17 protein-coding genes, 1 pseudogene and 1 riboswitch are annotated in these 17,686 nt (G+C 69.4%); of the genes and pseudogenes, 14 read left to right on the forward strand and 4 right to left on the reverse strand.

Features of this window, described 5'->3' with window-relative positions; translation table 11 throughout:
• From P2PM1_RS25555 to P2PM1_RS19940, 9 genes and pseudogenes are all read left to right on the forward strand, one after another.
• A pseudogene (locus P2PM1_RS25555) lies at positions 1-123 on the forward strand (IS110 family transposase); the annotation flags it as partial.
• Positions 124-546: 423 nt separating this feature from the next.
• Positions 547-1,497, forward strand: a complete 951-nt coding sequence (locus tag P2PM1_RS19905) for an NAD(P)-dependent oxidoreductase (protein ID WP_186400249.1) — start codon at positions 547-549, stop codon at positions 1,495-1,497.
• Positions 1,490-2,755, forward strand: coding sequence for an alpha/beta fold hydrolase (locus tag P2PM1_RS19910; RefSeq protein WP_244301576.1), 1,266 nt, complete (start codon positions 1,490-1,492; stop codon positions 2,753-2,755). Before P2PM1_RS19905 ends, P2PM1_RS19910 begins: the two co-directional genes overlap by 8 nt.
• A gap of 11 nt (positions 2,756-2,766) precedes the next feature.
• Positions 2,767-3,177, forward strand: coding sequence for a carboxymuconolactone decarboxylase family protein (locus tag P2PM1_RS19915; protein ID WP_186386529.1), 411 nt, complete (start codon positions 2,767-2,769; stop codon positions 3,175-3,177).
• Positions 3,178-3,227: 50 nt separating this feature from the next.
• A complete protein-coding gene (locus P2PM1_RS19920; protein WP_208985355.1) occupies positions 3,228-4,457 on the forward strand; it encodes an ABC transporter substrate-binding protein in 1,230 nt (409 codons plus the stop codon).
• 85 nt (positions 4,458-4,542) lie between these two features.
• Positions 4,543-5,433, forward strand: a complete 891-nt coding sequence (locus P2PM1_RS19925) for a branched-chain amino acid ABC transporter permease (protein WP_244292954.1) — start codon at positions 4,543-4,545, stop codon at positions 5,431-5,433.
• Positions 5,430-6,419, forward strand: a complete 990-nt coding sequence (locus P2PM1_RS19930; RefSeq protein ID WP_186386530.1) for a branched-chain amino acid ABC transporter permease — start codon at positions 5,430-5,432, stop codon at positions 6,417-6,419. The genes P2PM1_RS19925 and P2PM1_RS19930 overlap by 4 nt, the downstream gene beginning before the upstream one ends.
• The gene (locus P2PM1_RS19935; RefSeq protein ID WP_186400251.1) at positions 6,416-7,156 is read left to right on the forward strand and encodes an ABC transporter ATP-binding protein; all 741 of its coding nucleotides are present in this window, start codon (positions 6,416-6,418) and stop codon (positions 7,154-7,156) included. The genes P2PM1_RS19930 and P2PM1_RS19935 overlap by 4 nt, the downstream gene beginning before the upstream one ends.
• 29 nt (positions 7,157-7,185) lie before the next feature.
• Positions 7,186-7,890, forward strand: a complete 705-nt coding sequence (locus P2PM1_RS19940) for an ABC transporter ATP-binding protein (RefSeq protein WP_186400397.1) — start codon at positions 7,186-7,188, stop codon at positions 7,888-7,890.
• A gap of 63 nt (positions 7,891-7,953) precedes the next feature.
• Here the strand turns inward: P2PM1_RS19940 and P2PM1_RS19945 are convergent, their stop codons facing one another.
• The 4 genes from P2PM1_RS19945 to rnk all read right to left on the reverse strand — a co-directional run bounded on the left by P2PM1_RS19945 (position 7,954) and on the right by rnk (position 11,150).
• Positions 7,954-9,201 carry a D-amino acid dehydrogenase gene (locus P2PM1_RS19945; protein ID WP_186400252.1) on the reverse strand — a complete coding sequence of 416 codons (1,248 nt, stop codon included), beginning with the start codon at positions 9,199-9,201 and terminating at the stop codon, positions 7,954-7,956.
• A 28-nt stretch (positions 9,202-9,229) separates the two neighbouring features.
• A complete protein-coding gene (locus tag P2PM1_RS19950) occupies positions 9,230-9,973 on the reverse strand; it encodes a sulfite exporter TauE/SafE family protein (RefSeq protein ID WP_186400253.1) in 744 nt (247 codons plus the stop codon).
• A gap of 29 nt (positions 9,974-10,002) precedes the next feature.
• Positions 10,003-10,554 carry a nucleoside-diphosphate kinase gene (locus tag P2PM1_RS19955; protein ID WP_186386534.1) on the reverse strand — a complete coding sequence of 184 codons (552 nt, stop codon included), beginning with the start codon at positions 10,552-10,554 and terminating at the stop codon, positions 10,003-10,005.
• 164 nt (positions 10,555-10,718) lie between these two features.
• Positions 10,719-11,150 (reverse strand): nucleoside diphosphate kinase regulator, encoded by a 432-nt coding sequence (rnk, locus tag P2PM1_RS19960; RefSeq protein ID WP_186386535.1) that lies wholly within the window; start codon positions 11,148-11,150, stop codon positions 10,719-10,721.
• Positions 11,151-11,577: 427 nt separating this feature from the next.
• Positions 11,578-11,794: riboswitch (cobalamin riboswitch) on the forward strand.
• Positions 11,795-11,971: 177 nt separating this feature from the next.
• Here rnk and P2PM1_RS19965 point away from each other — a divergent pair.
• From P2PM1_RS19965 to P2PM1_RS19985, 5 genes are read left to right on the forward strand one after another with little or no spacing between them, the layout of a single operon-like run.
• The gene (locus P2PM1_RS19965) at positions 11,972-13,969 is read left to right on the forward strand and encodes a TonB-dependent siderophore receptor (protein ID WP_186400254.1); all 1,998 of its coding nucleotides are present in this window, start codon (positions 11,972-11,974) and stop codon (positions 13,967-13,969) included.
• Positions 13,944-14,843: an ABC transporter substrate-binding protein gene (locus P2PM1_RS19970; RefSeq protein ID WP_186400255.1), complete on the forward strand. Its 900-nt coding sequence runs from the start codon at positions 13,944-13,946 to the stop codon at positions 14,841-14,843. The genes P2PM1_RS19965 and P2PM1_RS19970 overlap by 26 nt, the downstream gene beginning before the upstream one ends.
• The gene (locus P2PM1_RS19975; protein WP_186400256.1) at positions 14,840-15,838 is read left to right on the forward strand and encodes an iron ABC transporter permease; all 999 of its coding nucleotides are present in this window, start codon (positions 14,840-14,842) and stop codon (positions 15,836-15,838) included. Before P2PM1_RS19970 ends, P2PM1_RS19975 begins: the two co-directional genes overlap by 4 nt.
• Positions 15,835-16,638 (forward strand): ABC transporter ATP-binding protein, encoded by an 804-nt coding sequence (locus P2PM1_RS19980; RefSeq protein WP_186400257.1) that lies wholly within the window; start codon positions 15,835-15,837, stop codon positions 16,636-16,638. The genes P2PM1_RS19975 and P2PM1_RS19980 overlap by 4 nt, the downstream gene beginning before the upstream one ends.
• Positions 16,635-17,672 (forward strand): hypothetical protein, encoded by a 1,038-nt coding sequence (locus P2PM1_RS19985; RefSeq protein WP_186400258.1) that lies wholly within the window; start codon positions 16,635-16,637, stop codon positions 17,670-17,672. The genes P2PM1_RS19980 and P2PM1_RS19985 overlap by 4 nt, the downstream gene beginning before the upstream one ends.
• Positions 17,673-17,686 lie beyond the last annotated feature (14 nt).

Genomic DNA, 17,686 nt, shown 5'->3' on the forward strand with positions numbered 1-17,686 from the left:
CTGTTCTATCAACGGCTTGTCCAGAACGGAAAGAAGCCAATCGTCGCCATCGCCGCTCTCATGAGAAAGATCGTCGTCATCCTCAATGCAAGGCTCAGAGATCAGATCCAACAACAGAGTTGATGACGGCCGAGAGGATGCGGGGTCGGGCCACTTTCTCGGGGTGACGGCTGAGAGGATGAGGGGTGGTGCCTCCGTTTCAGGCTGACGCTCAAGCGTCCGCCCGACCTACTCCTCCCAACCGCCCCCCGACGCCCCCCGACGCCTCCCGACGCCTCCCGACGCCTCCCGACCTCCCGCCTAGCGCCCCCCGACGCCCCCCCCCGACGCCCTCGCGCCCTTCTTCTTGCGCATGTTCACACCCGTATCGCGATCTCGGCCGCGGCGGGTTTGCCAGCAGGGGCAGGCGGTTGCGCGACTGATTGACAGATTGTCTGATAATCTGCTAATGCCGTCCTGTCAGTTATGCAGAGGCCGCAAGCAGGGGCCGGAGAGGCCGCGCGGCGGCGTCCGGCGAAGCGTTGCGGCAGGCGGGGAGTTGCGGACATGGTCGGGCAGTCGGGCCAGCAAACGGGCCAGAAATCAGGCCAGAAATCAGACCAGAAATCAGGTGCGGGCACGAAGATCGCCTTCATCGGCCTCGGGCGGATGGGGCTGCCGATGGCGGTCAACCTGCTGAAGGCCGGCTTCGACGTGACCGGCTACGACCGGGCGACGGAGGCCGGCGTGGCCTTCGCGGCCAAGGGCGGGAGGTCAGCGGCGAGCGCCCGCGCGGCAGCAAACGGCGCCGACATCGTCATCACCATGCTACCGACCTCGGCCATCGTCGCCGCCTGCCTCATTGGTGAAGAAAACGCGCTGGCGGATGTGGCACTGGGCGCGCTGGTGATCGACATGAGCTCGTCGGTGCCCGCCGACACGCTGAAGCTCGCCGAGGCGCTGACGGCGCGCGGCCTGTCGCTGGTCGATGCGCCGGTCTCCGGCGGCGTCGGCAAGGCCATCGACGGCACGCTGGCGATCATGGTCGGCGGCGAGGCGGGCGATGCGGCCCGCGCCGAGCCGGTGCTGAAGGCGATGGGCGAGCGGATCTTCCGCGCCGGCAAGCTGGGCGCCGGCCATGTGATCAAGGTGCTGAACAACTACGTCTCGGCGGCCGGTGCGCTGGCGGCGGTGGAGGCGCTGATCGTCGGCCGCGAGTTCGGCCTCGACGAGGGCGTGATCACCGACATTCTCAACGCCTCCACGGGGCGCAACAACACGACCGAGAACAAGGTCAAGAAGTTCATCCTGTCGGGCGCCTTCAACTCGGGCTTCGACCTGGCGCTGATGTCGAAGGATATCGGCATCGCGGCGGGGCTCGCCGGCGATCTCGGCCTCGACATGAAGCTGTTGGCGCGCACCTCGCAGGAGTGGACCGCGGCGACGGACGAGCTGCCGGCCGGCGCCGACCACACCGAGATCTACCGCTATGTCGACGGCGGCTCGCGCCGTGGCTGACCTGCTCGCCGCCCTTGCCGGCCGCCTCGAGGCGGCCTCCGGCGATCCGGAGCTGACCCGGCTGTCGCCGGGCCTTGCCGTGGCGCTGGCGATCCGCGCGGGCGAGGCGCGCGCCGTGCTGCGGATCGCGGCGGGCAGGGTGGAGCCGGCGGGCGCGGACGCGTCTGCCGAAATCGAGATGACCCTCGGCGAGGGCGTGCTGGAGAAGATGCTGCAGGTGCCCCCGCCGCCGCGTCACCAGGGCTTCACGGCGCTGCAGATCGCCAATCCGGATGTGACGGTCGAGGGCGAGGATCTCGTCATCGCGCGGGCGCGCGCCGCGCTGGAGCGGCTGTTCGAATTGGCGCTGGCCGCGCCCGAACTCGCCGCACTGAGGCGCACCCGCCGCACCGAGGGGATCGCCGGGCGCAGGATCACGCTCGACTGCGCCGAAGGGCCGCTGGAGATCCACACCGATATTGCCGGGCGCAAGGGCGCCGTGCCGCTGGTCTTTTTGCACACGGCGGGGGCGGATGCGCGCCAGTTCGAGGCGCAGATGGCCGACAGCGCGCTGGGCGAGACTCATGAGCTGCACGCGCCGGACATGCCGTTTCACGGGCGCTCGATGCCGCCGCTTGGCTGGGACGGCGCGCCCTACACGCTGACGGCGGAGCGTTATCTCGACTGGGTGAGGGCCTATCTGGCGCAGGTCGTCGGCCGGCCGGCGATCCTTGCCGGCTGCTCGATGGGCGCGGCGGTGACGCTGGTCTGCGCGGCCCGCGCGCCGGAGCTGCTGCGCGGCGTGCTGGCGATCGAGCCGCCCTACCGCGCCAAGGGGCGGATCCACCGCGGCCAGAACGATGTCGGCGTCCATGCCGGCCTGCACAACGGCGCCTTCGTGCGCGGGCTGATGGCGCCGACCTCGCCGGAAGGCCGTCGCCGCCGCGCCGCCTGGATCTATTCGCAAGGCGCGCCGGGCGTCTACCAGGCGGATCTCGGCTTCTACTCGCTGGAATTCGACGGCGGGGAGACCGCCCCGATGGTGGATGCCACCCGCCTGCCGGTGGTGCTGCTGTCGGGCGCCTACGACTATTCGGCAACGCCGGAGGACGGCGCGCGGCTCTGCGCCCTGATGCCGGGCGCCCGCCAGATCGTCATGCCCGATCTCGGCCATTTCCCGATGACCGAACATCCCGACCTTTTCGCCGGCTACCTGGACCAGGCGCTGGCGCTCCTCGCCGCCGGACCCGGCGACCAACCCTCGAACGCGAGCAACTGAAGGAAGTGAACATGAGCACGAAGACCATGCGCCCCGACGGCACGCCGGCCGGCGAACGGTTCGAAGCCGGCCTCAAGACCCGCCGCGAGGTGCTGGGCGACGACTACGTGAACGCCTCGGTCAACAAGGCGACGGACTACAACTGGCCGATGCAGCAGCTCGTCACCGAATATTGCTGGGGCGATGTGTGGAACCGTCCCGGCCTCGGCCGCCGCGAACGCTCGATCCTCAATCTCGGCATGATCTCGGCGCTCGGCCGCAGCCACGAGCTGCGCCTGCATGTGCGCGGCGCGATCAACAACGGCCTCACCAAGGAAGAGATCCGCGAAATCATGCTGCAGGTCGCGATCTATTGCGGCGTGCCGGCGGGGATCGACAGCTTCCGCACCGCCCAGGACGTCTTCGACGAAATGGGCATCTGATTGCGCCGTGCCCGGAGCGACATCCGGGCAATCATTCCAGGGAGGAAGCAATGACCAAGACCACGACGAAATCCCCGTTCAGCCTGTCGCGCCGCCAGGTGCTGGCGGCCGGTGCCGCAACGGCGCTGACCATGCCGTTCTACGCGCGCCGGGGCTTTGCCGCCGACACGATCAATGTCGGCGTGATCCAGCCGCTGTCGGGCGCCAATGCCCAGTTCGGCATCAACTCGCGCAACGGCATCCAGCTCGTCGCCGACGAGATCAACGCCGCCGGCGGCATCCAGTCGATGGGCGGGGCGAAGATCAACCTGATCATCTCCGACGCCACCTCCAACCCGACCCAGGCCGCGACCGTCGCGCAGCGGATGATGTCGCAGGACGGCGTATGCGCGGTGCTCGGCGCCTTCGCCTCGTCGCTGACGCTGGCGATCTCCGAGGTGACCGAGCGGCGCGGCGTGCCGCTGCTGACCATGTCCTTCTCGGACCAGGTGACGGGCCGCGGCTTCCGCAACATCTTCCAGGTGGTGTCCAAGGCCTCGCAGCTCGGCAGCGCGACGATCACCCACACGCTCGACCTTGCCCGCAAGGCCGGCGACGAGATCACCAAGATCGCCATCATGTATGAGGACACCGCCTACGGCACCTCGCAGGCCGGCGGCCTGCGCGCCGCGGCGGAGGCCAACGGCATCGAGGTGGTGATGGACGAGGCCTATCCGCTCGGCATCACCGACGTGTCGCCGCTGATCAACCAGCTTCGCCGCACCCAGGCCCAGGCGGTGTTCCCGGTCTCCTACCTGAACGACAGCCTGCTGATCATCCGCAACATGCGCCAGCAGGGCATCAACCTGCCGACCATCGGCGGCGCGGCCGGCTATATCATCCCCGACTTCCGCAACGGCCTCGGCGAGCTTGCCGACGACGTGCTGTCGATCTCGCCGGCCGCCTACGACCAGGCGCCGGAGTTCACCGAGCGGTTCCGCGAGCGTTTCGGCTACTTCATGGTGCACGAGGCGCAGGAGCACGCCGCCTGCATGGGCGTGCTCGCCTCGGCGCTGGAGAAGGCCGGCAATGCCGACCCGCGCCAGCTCCGCGAGGTCATCGCCGCCGAGACCTTCGACGAGGGCTGGGCCACCGTCATGTCGGGCGGCAAGATCAAGTTCGACGAGACCGGCCTCAACATCCACGCGGTGCCGATGATGGTGCAGTGGCGCGGCGACGAGCTGGTGACCGTCGCCCCGGCGGAATACGCCAAGGCCGAGGCCGTCTGGCACCGCCTCTGATCCCGACCTCAAGCCCCCGCTGAGGGGCTGCCAGGCGACCGGGAGGGTCCTCAAGCGCCCTCCCGGCGAACCTTGTGAGGGGACCATGGAATACCTCATCATCCTGCTCCAGACCCTGCTCGACGGGATCATGATCGGCGGCGTCTACGCGGTGCTGGCGATCGGTCTCAGCCTCGTCTTCGGCGTCATGCACATCGTCAACTTCGCCCATGCGGAGTTCATGATGATCGGCATGTTCATCGGCTGGGCGTGCTGGCACTTTCTCGGCCTCGATCCGATGCTCGGCGCCTTCATCGCGCTCGCCGTGACCTTCGGCTTCGGCATGGTGCTGCAGCGCGTGCTGATCCGCCCGGTGCTCGGCGCGCCGCAGGTCGCGCAGATCTTCCTGACCGTCGGCATGCTGTTCGCGCTGGAAAACGCCGCCCTGATGATCATGGGCGCCGAATACCGCTCGGTGACGACGCCTTACCAGACCCAGTCGCTGACGCTGTTCTCCCATGGCGCGGAGCGGGTGCTGGTCGGCATGGACAAGCTCTATGCCTTCCTGATGGCCCTGCTGTCGGGCAGCGCGGTGTGGCTGTTCCTCAACAAGACCCGCTTCGGCGCGGCCATGCGCGCGACCTCGCAGGACCCGATGGCGGCCAAGCTGATGGGCGTCAACACCGACCTGATGTACGCGGTCGCCTTCGGCCTCGGCGTCGGCACCACCGCCTTCGGCGGCTCGGTCGTGCTGCCCTATATCACCGCCTCGCCGGCGGTCGGCTCGGGCTATGCGGTGCTGATGTTCACGGTGGTGGTGCTCGGCGGCCTCGGCTCGGTGACCGGTGCGATCATCGGCGGCATCGCCGTCGGCATCATCCAGTCCTTCTCCGCCCTGTTCATGCCGATCCAGCTCCAGAACCTCGCGCTGTTCGTGGTGTTCATCCTGGTGCTGGCGCTGCGGCCGGAAGGCATCGTCGCCCGGAGGCGCTCATGACCCGCGCCGAGACCCTGTCCATCGCCCTTCCCGCGCTGGTCGTGCTGGCGCTGATCATCGCCCCGCTCGGCCTCGATCCTTATGGCTACACGCTGCGCATCCTGTGCCTGATGCTGCTGTTCTGCGCGATGGGCCAGGCCTGGAACATCGTCGGCGGCCTCGCCAACCAGATCTCGCTCGGCCACGCCGCCTATTTCGGCATCGGCGCCTACAGTTCGACGATCCTGTTCGGCTCGTTCGGCCTCTCGCCGCTGATCGGCGTGTTCGTCGGCATGGCGCTGGCGGCGCTCTTCGCGCTGGTGCTGTCGCTGCCGACGCTCCGGCTCAAGGGCCACTATTTCGCGCTGGCGACGCTTGCCGCCGGCGAGGTCGCCCGCGTCGTCGCCAATTCCTGGACCAGCCTGACCGGCGGGCCGGTCGGCATCTCCGTGCCTTACCGTCCCGATGCCGGCTTCTGGGCGCTGCAGTTCCAGACCGTGCTGCCGAACTACTACCTGTTCCTCGGCGCCATGGTCCTGGTGTCGCTGGTGTTCTGGCGGGTCCAGACCTCGGCCTTCGGCTACCGGCTGCGGGCGATCAAGGAGAACGAGACGGCGGCCGAGGTGATCGGCGTCAACACCTACCGGGTGAAGCTGCATGCCTCGCTGCTGTCGGCGGTGCTGACCGCGATGCTCGGCACGCTCTATGCCCAGTTCCAGTTCTTCTTCGATCCCGACACGATCTTCGGCGTGGCGACGATCTCGGTGAAGATGGCGCTGATCGTCATCCTCGGCGGTGCCGGCCGGCTCTATGGCCCGTGGATCGGCGCGGCGGTGATCATTCCGCTGGAAGAGATGGCCAATTCCTATCTCGGCAACTCCATCGCCGGCCTGTCGCAATTCGCCTATGGCGTGCTGCTGATCGTGGTGATCCTGCTCAACCCGCGCGGCCTGATCTCGCTGTTCGAGTCGCTGCGCGACCGGCTCAAGCGGAGGCAGCGCGCATGAGCGGCCAGCTTCTCGAGGTGCGCAACGTCACCCGCCGCTTCGGCGGCCTGGTGGCCAATTCCAACGTCGCCTTCACCGTCGCGCCGGGCGAGATCGTCGGCCTGATCGGCCCGAACGGTGCCGGCAAGACGACGCTGTTCAACGTGCTGGTCGGGATCTATCCGCCGAGCTCGGGCGAGGTGATCTTCGACGGCAAGAGCATCGGCGGGATGAAGCCGCACCAGATCGCCAAGGCCGGCCTGACCAAGACGTTCCAGAACGTCGCGCTGTTCGCCGAAACCTCCGTGCTCGACAATGTCGTGACCGGCGGGCTGGTCAACCGCAGCCTCACGGACGCGCGCCGCTTCGCCGCCGAGTGCCTGGAGCGGGTCGGCATCGGCGCCATCGCCGGCAAGAAGGCGGGCGACCTGTCCTTCCCCGAGCGCGCCCGCGTCGAGGTGGCCCGTGCCCTGTGCACCTCGCCCAAGCTCCTGCTGCTGGACGAGGTGATGGCGGCGCTGACGCCGGCGGAGATGGAGGAGATCATCGAACTGGTGCGCTCGCTGCGCGACGAGGGCATGACCTTCATCGTCGTCGAGCACCACATGAAGGCGGTGATGAAACTGTGCGAGCGGCTGATCGTGCTGAATTTCGGCGAGATGATCGCCGACGGCACGCCGCAGGAGATCGCCGGCAACCGCAAGGTGCTGGACGCCTATCTCGGCGCCAATTTCACGACGCAAGGGGAGGGCCACTGATGCAGGCCACGGCCAGTCACACGGACGTCCTGCTGGAGATCGGCGAGCTGACCGCCGGCTATGGCGCCCAGCCGGTGCTGCACGGCATCTCGCTGCATGTGGCGCGCAACGAGTTCGTTGCCGTGATCGGCGCCAACACCGCCGGCAAGAGCACGCTTTTGCGCGCGATCTCCGGCCTTCTGCCCCAGTGCCGGGGCCGCATCGCCTTCGAGGGGCGCGACCTGACGCGGATGAAGGCGCATCAGATCGCCGGCCTCGGCATCGCCCATGTTCCGGAAGGGCGCCATGTCTTCCCCGAGATGACGGTGGAGGAAAACCTCAGGATGGGCGCCTTTTCGCATGCCGACCGGGGAGCGGTGCAGCAGGCGCTGGAGCGGGTGTTCGAGCTGTTCCCGCGGCTGAAGGAGCGGCGGGCGCAATATGCCGGCTCGATGTCCGGCGGCGAGCAGCAGATGGTGGCGGTCGGCCGCGGCATGATGCTGGAGCCCAAGCTCCTCATCCTCGACGAGCCGAGCCTCGGTCTTGCGCCGATGGTGGTGGAGGAAATGCACCAGCGCTTCCTCGACATCCACCGCTCCGGCGTCACGGTGCTGCTGGTCGAGCAGAACGTGTCGCTGGCCCTGCACAGCGCGGAGCGGGCCTATGTGATGGCCTCGGGCGCGATCGAGATCGAGGGTTCGGCGCGCGAGCTGCTGCATGACGACCGCATCCGCAAGGCCTATCTGGGCATCTGAGCGCGGATAGAAAAACGGGCGGCCCGGCAGATGTCGGGCCGCCTTTTTCAGGTTCGTTCGCCCTCAGCGCGAGGGCGACAGGGCGGCGATGTCGATCTCCGGCGCGCGGCCGTCGACGAGATCGGCGATCACCCGGCCGGAGCCGCAGGCCATGGTCCAGCCGAGCGTGCCGTGGCCGGTGTTGAGGAACAGTCGGCCGATGCCGGAGGGGCCGACATAGGGCGGGCCGTCCGGCGTCATCGGCCGGTGGCCGCACCAGAATGTCGCCTGCGCCGGATCGGCGCTGCCGCCGAACAGATCGCCGAAGGAATGTTCGAGCGCCGCCCGCCGCGCGGCGCGCAGCGCCGTGTCGAAGCCGCCGAGCTCCGCCGTGCCGCCGACGCGGATGCGCGCGCCCAGCCGGGTGATCGCGGTCTTGTAGGTCTCGTCCATGACGGTGGAGACCGGCGCCAGCGCCTCGTCGCGGATCGGGAGGGTGAGCGAATAGCCCTTCACCGGATAGATCGGCAGCTTGATCCCGAGCGGGGCGAGGGCCGCCGGCGAATGGGCGGCGAGCGCCAGCACATAGGCATCGGCCTTGCGGGTTCCTCGCGAGGTCAGCACCTCGACGATCTCGCCGCCCTCGTGCGAGAAGCCGATGAACTGCGTGCCGAAGGAAAAGCGCACGCCGAGCTCCGCCGCCATCCCGGCAAGGCGGGTGGTGAACATCTGGCAGTCGCCGGTCTCGTCGTCCGGCAGCCGCAGGCCGCCGGCGAACTCGGCCCTGGCATGGGCGAGCGCCGGCTCTGCGGCAATGCAGCCCTCGTGGTCGAGCAGCTCGCAGGGAACGCCGAACCGGCGCAGCACGTCGACATCCTTGGCGACGCCGTCGAGCTGTTTCGCGGAGCGGAAGAGCTGCAGCGTGCCGAGGCTGCGCCCGTCATAGGCAATGCCGGTCTCCTCCCGCAGGGCGCGCAACAGGTCGCGGCTGTATTCGGCGATCGGCACCATGCGCGCCTTGTTCACCGCATAGCGCGCCGAGGTGCAGTTGCGCAGCATCCTCAGCATCCAGCCCCACATGGCCGGATCTGCCCTGGGCCGCACCACCAGCGGGCCGTGCTTCATGGTCAGCCAGCCGAGCGCCTTGAGCGGCACGCCGGGCCCGGCCCAGGGGGCGGAATAGCCGGGCGAGACCTGGCCGGCATTGGCGAAGCTCGTTTCCATGCCGGCCGCCTCGCGCCGCTCGATCACCTCGACCTCGTGGCCGGCGCGGGCAAGATACCAGGCGGTGGTGACACCGATGACGCCGCCGCCGAGAACCAGAACTTTCATGTTGGAACTGCCTGATGTTGCGGCGCCGTCAGAAGACCAGGCGCCAGAAGAAGATGACACTCATGAGCCCGCCGACGGCGATGACGATGGCCCGCACCGCCTGTCGCGGCAGCGCGCGGGCGACCGGCGCGCCGGCATAGCCGCCGATGGTGGCGGCGACCATCATCACGATGGCCTGCGGCCAACTGACGAGGCCGGCCGCGGCGAAGGTCGCGACCGAGATGGCGGAGAGGACGAAGGAGAGGCCGGTCTTCAGCCCGTTCATCGTGTTGAGGTCGCGCAGGCCCCACAGCGAGAACAGCGCCAGCAGCACGATGCCGAGGCCGCCGTTGAAATAGCCGCCATAGATCGACACCAGCACGGTACCGAGCGGCCCGCCGGGCGCAAGGCGCTGCCGCTGTGCCCAGATCTGCAGCCGGTCGGCGAAGGCGAAGGTGAGGGTGGCGGCAAGCAGCAGGAAGGGGACGACGGCCGAGAACGCCTCGTTGGAGGAGACCAGCAGCAGCAAGGAGCCGAGGAACCCGCCGAGCGCCGTGACGAGGACGACGCGCAGCAGCAGGCCGCGATCGATGGCGGCGATCTCCTTGCGGAAGCCGACGGCGCCGCCGAGATAGCCGGGAAACACGGCAACCGCGCTCGTCGCATTGGCCGCCACCACCGGCACGCCGGTATAGACGAGCGCGGGGAAGGTGAGGAAGGTGCCGCCTCCCGCGACCGTGTTGAGCATGCCGGCGGCGAAGGCCGCCGCCGCCAGCACCAGGTAATCGAGCATGGCTGTCGTCTCCAGATCGGACGCGGGCGTCAGGCCGCCGAGGGGCCGGGGTCTTCCGGCCCCTTATAGCCGCCGGCCGGCGGGCCGTCCGCGCCGGGCAGGGCGCCATGCACCAGTTTCAGCACGGGCCGGCGCCGCGCCGGCTCGGGAATCGCCTGCGGCAGGCCCTCCGGCGTCGTGCCGCCGCGCCGGGCGGCCTCCGGCTGGAAGTGGACCTTCTGCAGCAGGACCCGCTCGGGGTGTCCGGCCGCATCCGTCAGAACGAACTCCTCGCCCTCCGACAGGCCGAGCAGGGCCAGCCCGCGCCGGGTGGTGATCGGCAGGAACATCCCCATCGGCATGGACAGGTGGTCGTGCGAGATCACCCGCGTGTCGGGCGGGCGGCCGTCGACGCTGTAGGTGACGCGGCTGCTCAAGGTGGCGACCGTCTCCGGCACGTCCTCGCGGAAGACGATGGTCGCCGTCTCGAGCTTGCGCTTGAGGATCGGCACGAGAGGGTCCTCGCGGCCGCGGCGGCGGTCGCGCATCACCTCGAGAATGGTGAAATCCTTGGTGGTCAGGATGCAGGTCTCGGTGGACATCGCAGGTCTCCAGCGCTCCGTCCGTGGAGCGGCAAAGGTGAAACGGATCGGAGTCCCCTGGCTGCCGGGTCGGCAGCGCAGGGGTTAGGATCCTGCGATGAGACAGCCTCCGAAAATCGCCAGCCGGTCGCGTGGCTTCGGCTCTTTCGTCGACGCGGTGGCGCTCATGCCGGCCGCGCCTCGGCCTCGGCCACGGCGGGGGGCTCGACGCTCTCCACGGTCAGCCGGTGGGTGCGCCCGTCGAGAGCCGTCCAGTCGATGGACTGGCCGGCGGACAGGCCGACCAAGGCGGCGCCGATCGGGGTGAGGACGGAAATCTTGCCCTCGGCGATATTGGCCTCGCCCGGGAAGACCAGCGTCACGGAGCGGTCCTCGCCGGCATCGGTGGTGAAGCGCAGCCGCGATCCCATGCGCACGACGTCGGCGGCAATGCGCCGGTCGTCGACGATGCGGGCCCGGTCGAGCTCGCTCGCCAACTGCTCGGCGACAGCGGGATTGCGGGTGGAAATGGACTCGGCAAGCCCGGACAGCCGCTCGTGGTCGGAGCGGGTCACGGTGATGGCGGGCTTGCGCCGCTTGCGGGTATCTGGAGCCATTCTCGGCGTCCTTGCAATGTTGTAAGGCCGCCGACGCACAAAGGCGCGCGTCGGGCGGTCTGGATCTCGTGAGGGGAAGTGTTCGCCGCCGTTATGGCCTGCTGTGTGCCCGCGAGGGGACGAGCCGGCCTATGCCCCGCGGCCGGGGCGCGACGCGACCTAGCCGGGGGTCAGTGTCCCGCGATGGGGCACACCCTGAAAACGCAAATCTGGCGCGGTGCGGTCGTGTTCATGCCCCGAAGGTCGGTGCTTGGCCGGCGAAAGTCAAGTGGTGGCTTTTGCGACCCGGCGACGGCGGGAACGGATTCGCCCACTGGAGGGAGCACGCCTCCCGCCCCGCCGCGCCCGGAGATCACCTGACGCAGCGTCCGGTTGCAGCGGCGAAGGGGACGGCGACAGACGATTGACTCGGGCGCGCGAAACCGCTCTCTTTGACGCCGACAGAGGTTCCGGACATGTCCGGATGAAAAGGGAACACGGTGAGGCGTACCCAACAGGGACCGAAACCGTGGCTGCCCCCGCAACTGTGAACGGAGAGTGGACGTTCGAAGGCCACTGACCCCGCCGGCAAAGGCAGGGTTGGGAAGGTGAATGTCCGCGATGACCCGTGAGCCAGGAGACCTGCCCCTGTCGGTCACCCGATCTTCGACGCGGGGTGTGTCGAGGCGCGGCTTTCCGTTGAGGTGACACCCGAAACCGCCTGCGCCCGCAGGCCGCCGCCTTGCGCCGTCGCGCTGGGGGCGTGCCTGCGTCCGCCGGCTCGTGCCGTATCGCGACGGAGCGCCGAGGGGCATTCCGGCGCACGTCAGGGGTGTGTCTGGATGAGGTTCATTTTGGGGGGCGCCTTGCGCGCCGGGCCGTTGGCTGCCGTGCTGGGGGCCGGAATGGGGGCGGCGATGATTGCCGCGCCGGGCGAGACCCGCGCTCAGGGTTTTGAAACGCCGGGTCTTGAAGATGAGGCGACGCAGCTCGACCGGATCGTCGTCTCGGCCGGGCGCACGCCGGTCGCCGCCGAGGCGGTGGGCCGGGCGCATACGGTGATCACCGCCGAGGAGCTGGAGACGACGCAGACGCGCTATGTCGCCGATGCGCTGCGCAAGGTGCCGGGCATCGCCGTCTCGCGCACCGGCGGCAATGGCGGCATGACGCAGATCCGCATCCGCGGCTCGGAGGCCAACCACGTTCTGGTGCTGATCGACGGCGTCGAGGTGGCGGCGACCTCCAGCGGCGAGTTCGACTTCGGCGGATTGCAGGTTGCCGACATCGAGCGGATCGAGGTGCTGCGCGGCCCGCAAAGCGCCATCTACGGCTCCAATGCCAGCTCCGGCGTCATCGCCATCACCACCAAGGGCGGCATCCGCAACGACCTGAAGATCACCGGCCGGGCGGAAACCGGCACCGACAAGACGGTGGCCGGCCATGTCGGCGTGCGCGGCGGCGGCGAGAGATACGACATCGCGGTCTCCGGCGCCTGGCGCCAGAACGAGGGCTTCAACATCTCGCAATTCGGCTCCGAGAAGGACGGCGACCGCAACGCCACGCTGAACGGCCGCTTCAACTGGGACATCACCGACGCGCTGAGCCTCGATCTCAGCGCCCGCTATGTCGACCGCAAGTCGGACACGGACGACCAGGATTCCGCCTGGCCGCCGACGCCGACGGAGGGCCTCGTCATCGACACGCCCGGCTACAACGCGACGAAGGAGTTCTACACCGGCGTCGGCCTGTCCTGGTCGCTGTTCGACGACCGGCTGGTGCAGAAGGCGCGGGCCAAATACACCGGGCTGGAGCGGCGCGGCTTCAATACCGGCAGCCTGAACGGCAACGACGACCGCCGGCTGCACCTCAGCTATCAGGCGACGGTGACGGCGGCGACGCCGGACTTCCTCGATGCAGAACACAGTCTGACCGGCGCCGTCGAATGGGAGCGCGAGCACTACAAGAACGCCTTTCCCGCTTTCGATCCCTCGCAGATCCCCGGCAAACAGCGCGACCTGACCAGCTATGTCGCCGAGTATCGCGGCGCCTTCCTCGACACGGTGTTCCTTGGAGCGGGCCTGCGCTACGACCGCAACGACCAGTTCAAGGACACGCTGACCTACAGCGCCAGCGCCGCCTATCTGCTGCGCGAGACCGGCACGCGCTTCCATGCCTCGATCGGCACCGGCGTCACCAATCCGACCTTCTTCGAGCAGTTCGGCTTCATCCCGGCGAGCTTCACCGGCAATCCGAACCTCAGGCCGGAGAAGAACTTCGCCTGGGACATCGGCATCGAGCAGCGGTTCTGGGACGGTCGCGCCGTCGCCGATGTGACCTATTTCAACGAGCGGCTGGAGGACGAGATCTGGACGCCCTGGGTGCCGGGCGTCGGCTCCTCGCCGGCCAATATGGCGGGCACCAGCAAGCGCCAGGGCATCGAGGTGTCGCTCGGTGTCGAACTGCTCGCCGACCTCTCCGTCAAGGGCACCTATACCTATCTCGATGCGACCGAGCCGAGCGGGCTGGAGGAAGTGCGCCGGCCCAAGCACTCGGCCTCGCTCAGCCTGGTGCGCGGCTTCGACGAGGGACGGGGAACCGTCTTTCTCGATGCGATCTTCAACGGCCGGATGAAGGACAGCGAGTTCATCAGTGCGACGCCGCAGACCCGGGTGACGCTCGCCGAGTATTTCCTCGTCAATGTCGGTGCCGACTACAAGGTCTCGGAGAATTTCACGGTCTATGGACGGGTCGAGAACCTGCTCGATCAGCGCTACCAGGAAGTCTACAGCTATCGGGCACAAGGATTGACCGCCTATGCGGGCATCAAGGCAAGCTTCTGACGCAAGGCGCGGGGCGGCGGGGCGTGTCCTCGCCGTCCTGCTGGCGCTGACTGCTCCGACTGTTGCTCCGGCAGCGGGCGAGGCGCCCCGGCGCGTCGTCTCGATGAACCTGTGCACCGACCAGATCGCCATGCTGGTGGCCGCGCCCGGCCAGCTCGTCTCGGTCTCGCATCTGGCGGCGAGGCCGGACGTCTCGTTGATGAGCGCTGAGGCGGCGGGGCTCGCGATCAATCACGGGCTGGCGGAGGAGATCTTCCGCCTCGATCCCGACCTGGTGGTGGCCGGCACCTATACGACGCGGGCGACGGTCAACCTGTTGCGGCGCCTGGGGCGCCGGGTGGAGGAATTCCGCCCCGAGGCGAGCTTCGCCGACATTCGCGAAAACGTCCGCCGGATGGGCGAGCTGCTGGGGCGCGAGGCTGAGGCCGCGCGGCTGATCGCCGCCTTCGATGCCGAGGCGGCGGCCCTTGCCGCCGCACCGCCGGGCGAAGATGCGCCGGTGCTCGGCTCCTTTGGCGCCAACAGCTACACGTCGGGTGCCGGCACGCTGGAAAACGCCATCGTCGGCGCGGCGGGCCTGCGCCATCTCGGCGAGGACCTGGCGATCACCGGCACGACGCGGCTGCCGCTGGAGGCCTTGGTGCTGGCCGATCCGGACTATGTGCTGCTGTGGGAGCGCTCGCGCAATGATCCCTCGCGGGCGGCGGACATCCTGCGCCATCCGGCGCTCGATGCGCGGTTTTCGAGCGAGCGGCGGCTTTCCGCCGACAGCCGCGCCTGGATCTGCGGCACGCCGCTGACGCTGGAGGCGGTCAAGCGGCTGCGGGCGGCGGTGCTCGGCCAGACTTCCCTGCGCAGGGAGGAGGGCCGATGAGCGCGGACCGGCGCTATCCGCTGCTGCTGGCGGGCCTTGGCCTGCTGGCCGCGCTGCTGTTCCTCGCCTCGCTCGGGATCGGCCAGGTGTGGATCGATCCGCTGACGCTGGCGGCAGCGTTCAACGACACGGACAGCGCCGAGGCGCTGATCCTCGCCGAGATCCGCCTGCCGCGTGCGCTGCTGGGCGCGGGTATCGGCGCGATCCTCGGCCTGTCGGGGGCGGTGCTGCAGGGCTTCCTGCGCAATCCGCTGGCCGAGCCGGGCCTGCTCGGCATTTCCGCCAGTGCCTCGCTCGGCGCGGTGATCGCGATCTATGCCGGGCTGACGGCGCTGCACCCCTACGCGCTGCCGCTCTGCGCGCTGGCCGGCGCGCTGATCGCGGTGATGCTGGTGCAGATGCTGGTGGGGCGCTCGGGCGATATCCTGGTGATCATCCTTGCCGGTGTCGCGCTGTCCTCGCTCGCCGGGGCGCTAACCTCGCTGGCGCTGAACCTGTCGCCGAGCCCCTTCGCAGCGCTGGAAATCGTCTTCTGGATGCTCGGCTCGCTGACCGACCGCAGCCTTGTCCATGTCGGGCTGGCGCTGCCGTTCATCGCGGTCGGCGGCATCATGCTGGCGCTGACGGGGCGGGCGCTCGATGCGCTGGCGCTCGGGCCCGATGTCGCCCGCAGCCTCGGCATCGACCTCGACCGCACCCGGGTGCTGGCGGTGGTGGGCACCGCCATCGGCGTCGGCGGGGCGACGGCGGTGAGCGGCGCCATCGGCTTTGTCGGGCTGATCGTGCCGCATCTGCTGCGCCCGCTCGTCGGCCACCGGCCCTCGCGCCTGCTGCCGGCAAGCGCGCTGGGCGGGGCGGCCTTCCTGCTGGCCGCCGATATCGCCGTGCGGGTGGTGATGCCGGATCGCGACCTGAAGCTCGGCGTCGTCACCGCCCTTCTCGGCGCGCCGTTCTTCCTCTGGCTGCTCATCAGCCTGCGCGGGAGGTCGGCATGATCCGTCTCGACTGCGACAGCGTCACCGTGCGCCGGGGCGCGCGCGAGACCTTGCGGGGGATCTCGTTTTCCTGCGACCGGCCGCAGCTCGTCGGCGTGATCGGCCCGAACGGGGCGGGCAAGTCGACCCTGATGCGGGCGATGGCCGGATTGCAGGCCCATGCGGGCAGTATCCGCTGGCAGGGACGGGAGCTTGCCGCGATGCCGGCAAGCGAACGGGCCCGGCTGATCGGCTACATGCCGCAGGAGCGGACGGTGCACTGGCCGATGGAGTGCATCGAAGTGGTGCTGCTGGGGCGCCTGCCGCATCGCGGCGGGTTCGGCGGGGCCTCGGCGCACGACCTGCGCCAGGCCCGCGAGGCGATGGAGCGGATGGACGTCACCGGCTTTGCCCGCCGGCCCTTCGACACGCTGTCGGGCGGCGAGCAGGCGCGGGTGCTGATCGCCCGGATGCTGGCGCAGGCCCCGCATGCCTGCATCGCCGACGAGCCGGTGAACGGCCTCGACCCGGCGCACCAGATCGCCCTGATGCAGGTGCTGGCCGACCTTGTCGCGGAAGGGCGGCCGGTCTTCGTGTCGCTGCACGACCTGACGCTGGCGAGCCGCTGGTGCGACCGGCTGCTGCTGCTCGACGGCGGACGGCTCGTTGCCGACGGGGCGCCGGGCGAGGTGCTGAACGAGGCCCGCCTTGCCGGCGTCTACGGCATCCGCGCCGAACATATCGACATCGGGGGGCGGCCGTCCGTCGTCCCCAGCGATCTGATTGCCAGGGAGAGATCCGAATGGGAGACAGCGCAATGACCACGCCGAGCCTCATCGATATTCTCGCGGAACGGCTGGCCGACCGCGATGCCGGCTGGAGCATCGGCTCCTTCGGCGCCATCGCCGAGTTTCACCAGCGGACCGACGACGAGCTGCGCCTCGACCGGCCGCAGGAGCTGTGCCGGGTGACCGGCAAGGGCGGCATCCGCCTCGATCCGCAGGCGGTGAGTGAGGCGACGGCGCTCGCCTTCGAGACGCTGAGCCCGCGTGCGCATCGCTGGGGCCAGGGGCTGGCGCTGTGCCTGCCCGAGGACCGCGCGGGCGTGCCGCGCCGCGAGGTGCTGAGCGAGCTGGGGCCGGACGCAGATGCCTTGCGCGAGGAGGAGAGGGGCGCGGTGCTGTTCGACATGGGGCTGGCGCAGCCGCAGGTCGAGTTCTGCATCCGCACCAGCGATCCCGACCTGCTGGCGATCCTGCGGAAGACGGCAGGTCGGTCGGTGATGGATCCGCAGAACCCGGCGATGGCGGCGATCCTGCGGGCGCATCCGCACCGGGTGGTTCGGTCCAAACTGGGGCGGGTCGAGGTCTACCAGAAGATCGGCGGGCCGGACACCGGCGGCGTCTCGCCGGACGGGCCGCACACCCATGTGCTGCCGAAGCTCCTGCGCTCCGGGCGCACCCACTCGGCCAACACGCCGATCCCGCAAGGGCTGGTGCCCTGCGCCATGCTGCATCCGGCAAGCGCGGTGGCGGGGTCGCAAGGAGAGGACATCGCCTTCGACGCCGCCCGCCACGAGGCGTTCCAGGAGCTGCTGCGCCGCTATGGCCTGCCGGACTATGTGGCGATCAAGGACAGGGTGCTGGACGCGCTGGAAGAGGGGATGGAGGACGCGCTCACCGAGCCCGACAGCCGACTGACCCGCACGGGCCTGCGCATCGCGCTGCGCCAGCTCGGGCGGCAGGCGGAGGCGGTCGGCCGGCCGAACCTTGCCCGCCGCATCGAGCGGCTGCGCCGGCGCTTCGACCGGGCGGAGGAGCCCGGCGAGGCGGACGAGGACCGGCCGGGCCACTGAGGCGGCCGGTCCCC

The sequence above is a fragment of the Stappia sp. P2PMeth1 genome (assembly GCF_900185735.1).
Taxonomy (GTDB): Bacteria; Pseudomonadota; Alphaproteobacteria; order Rhizobiales; family Stappiaceae; genus Stappia.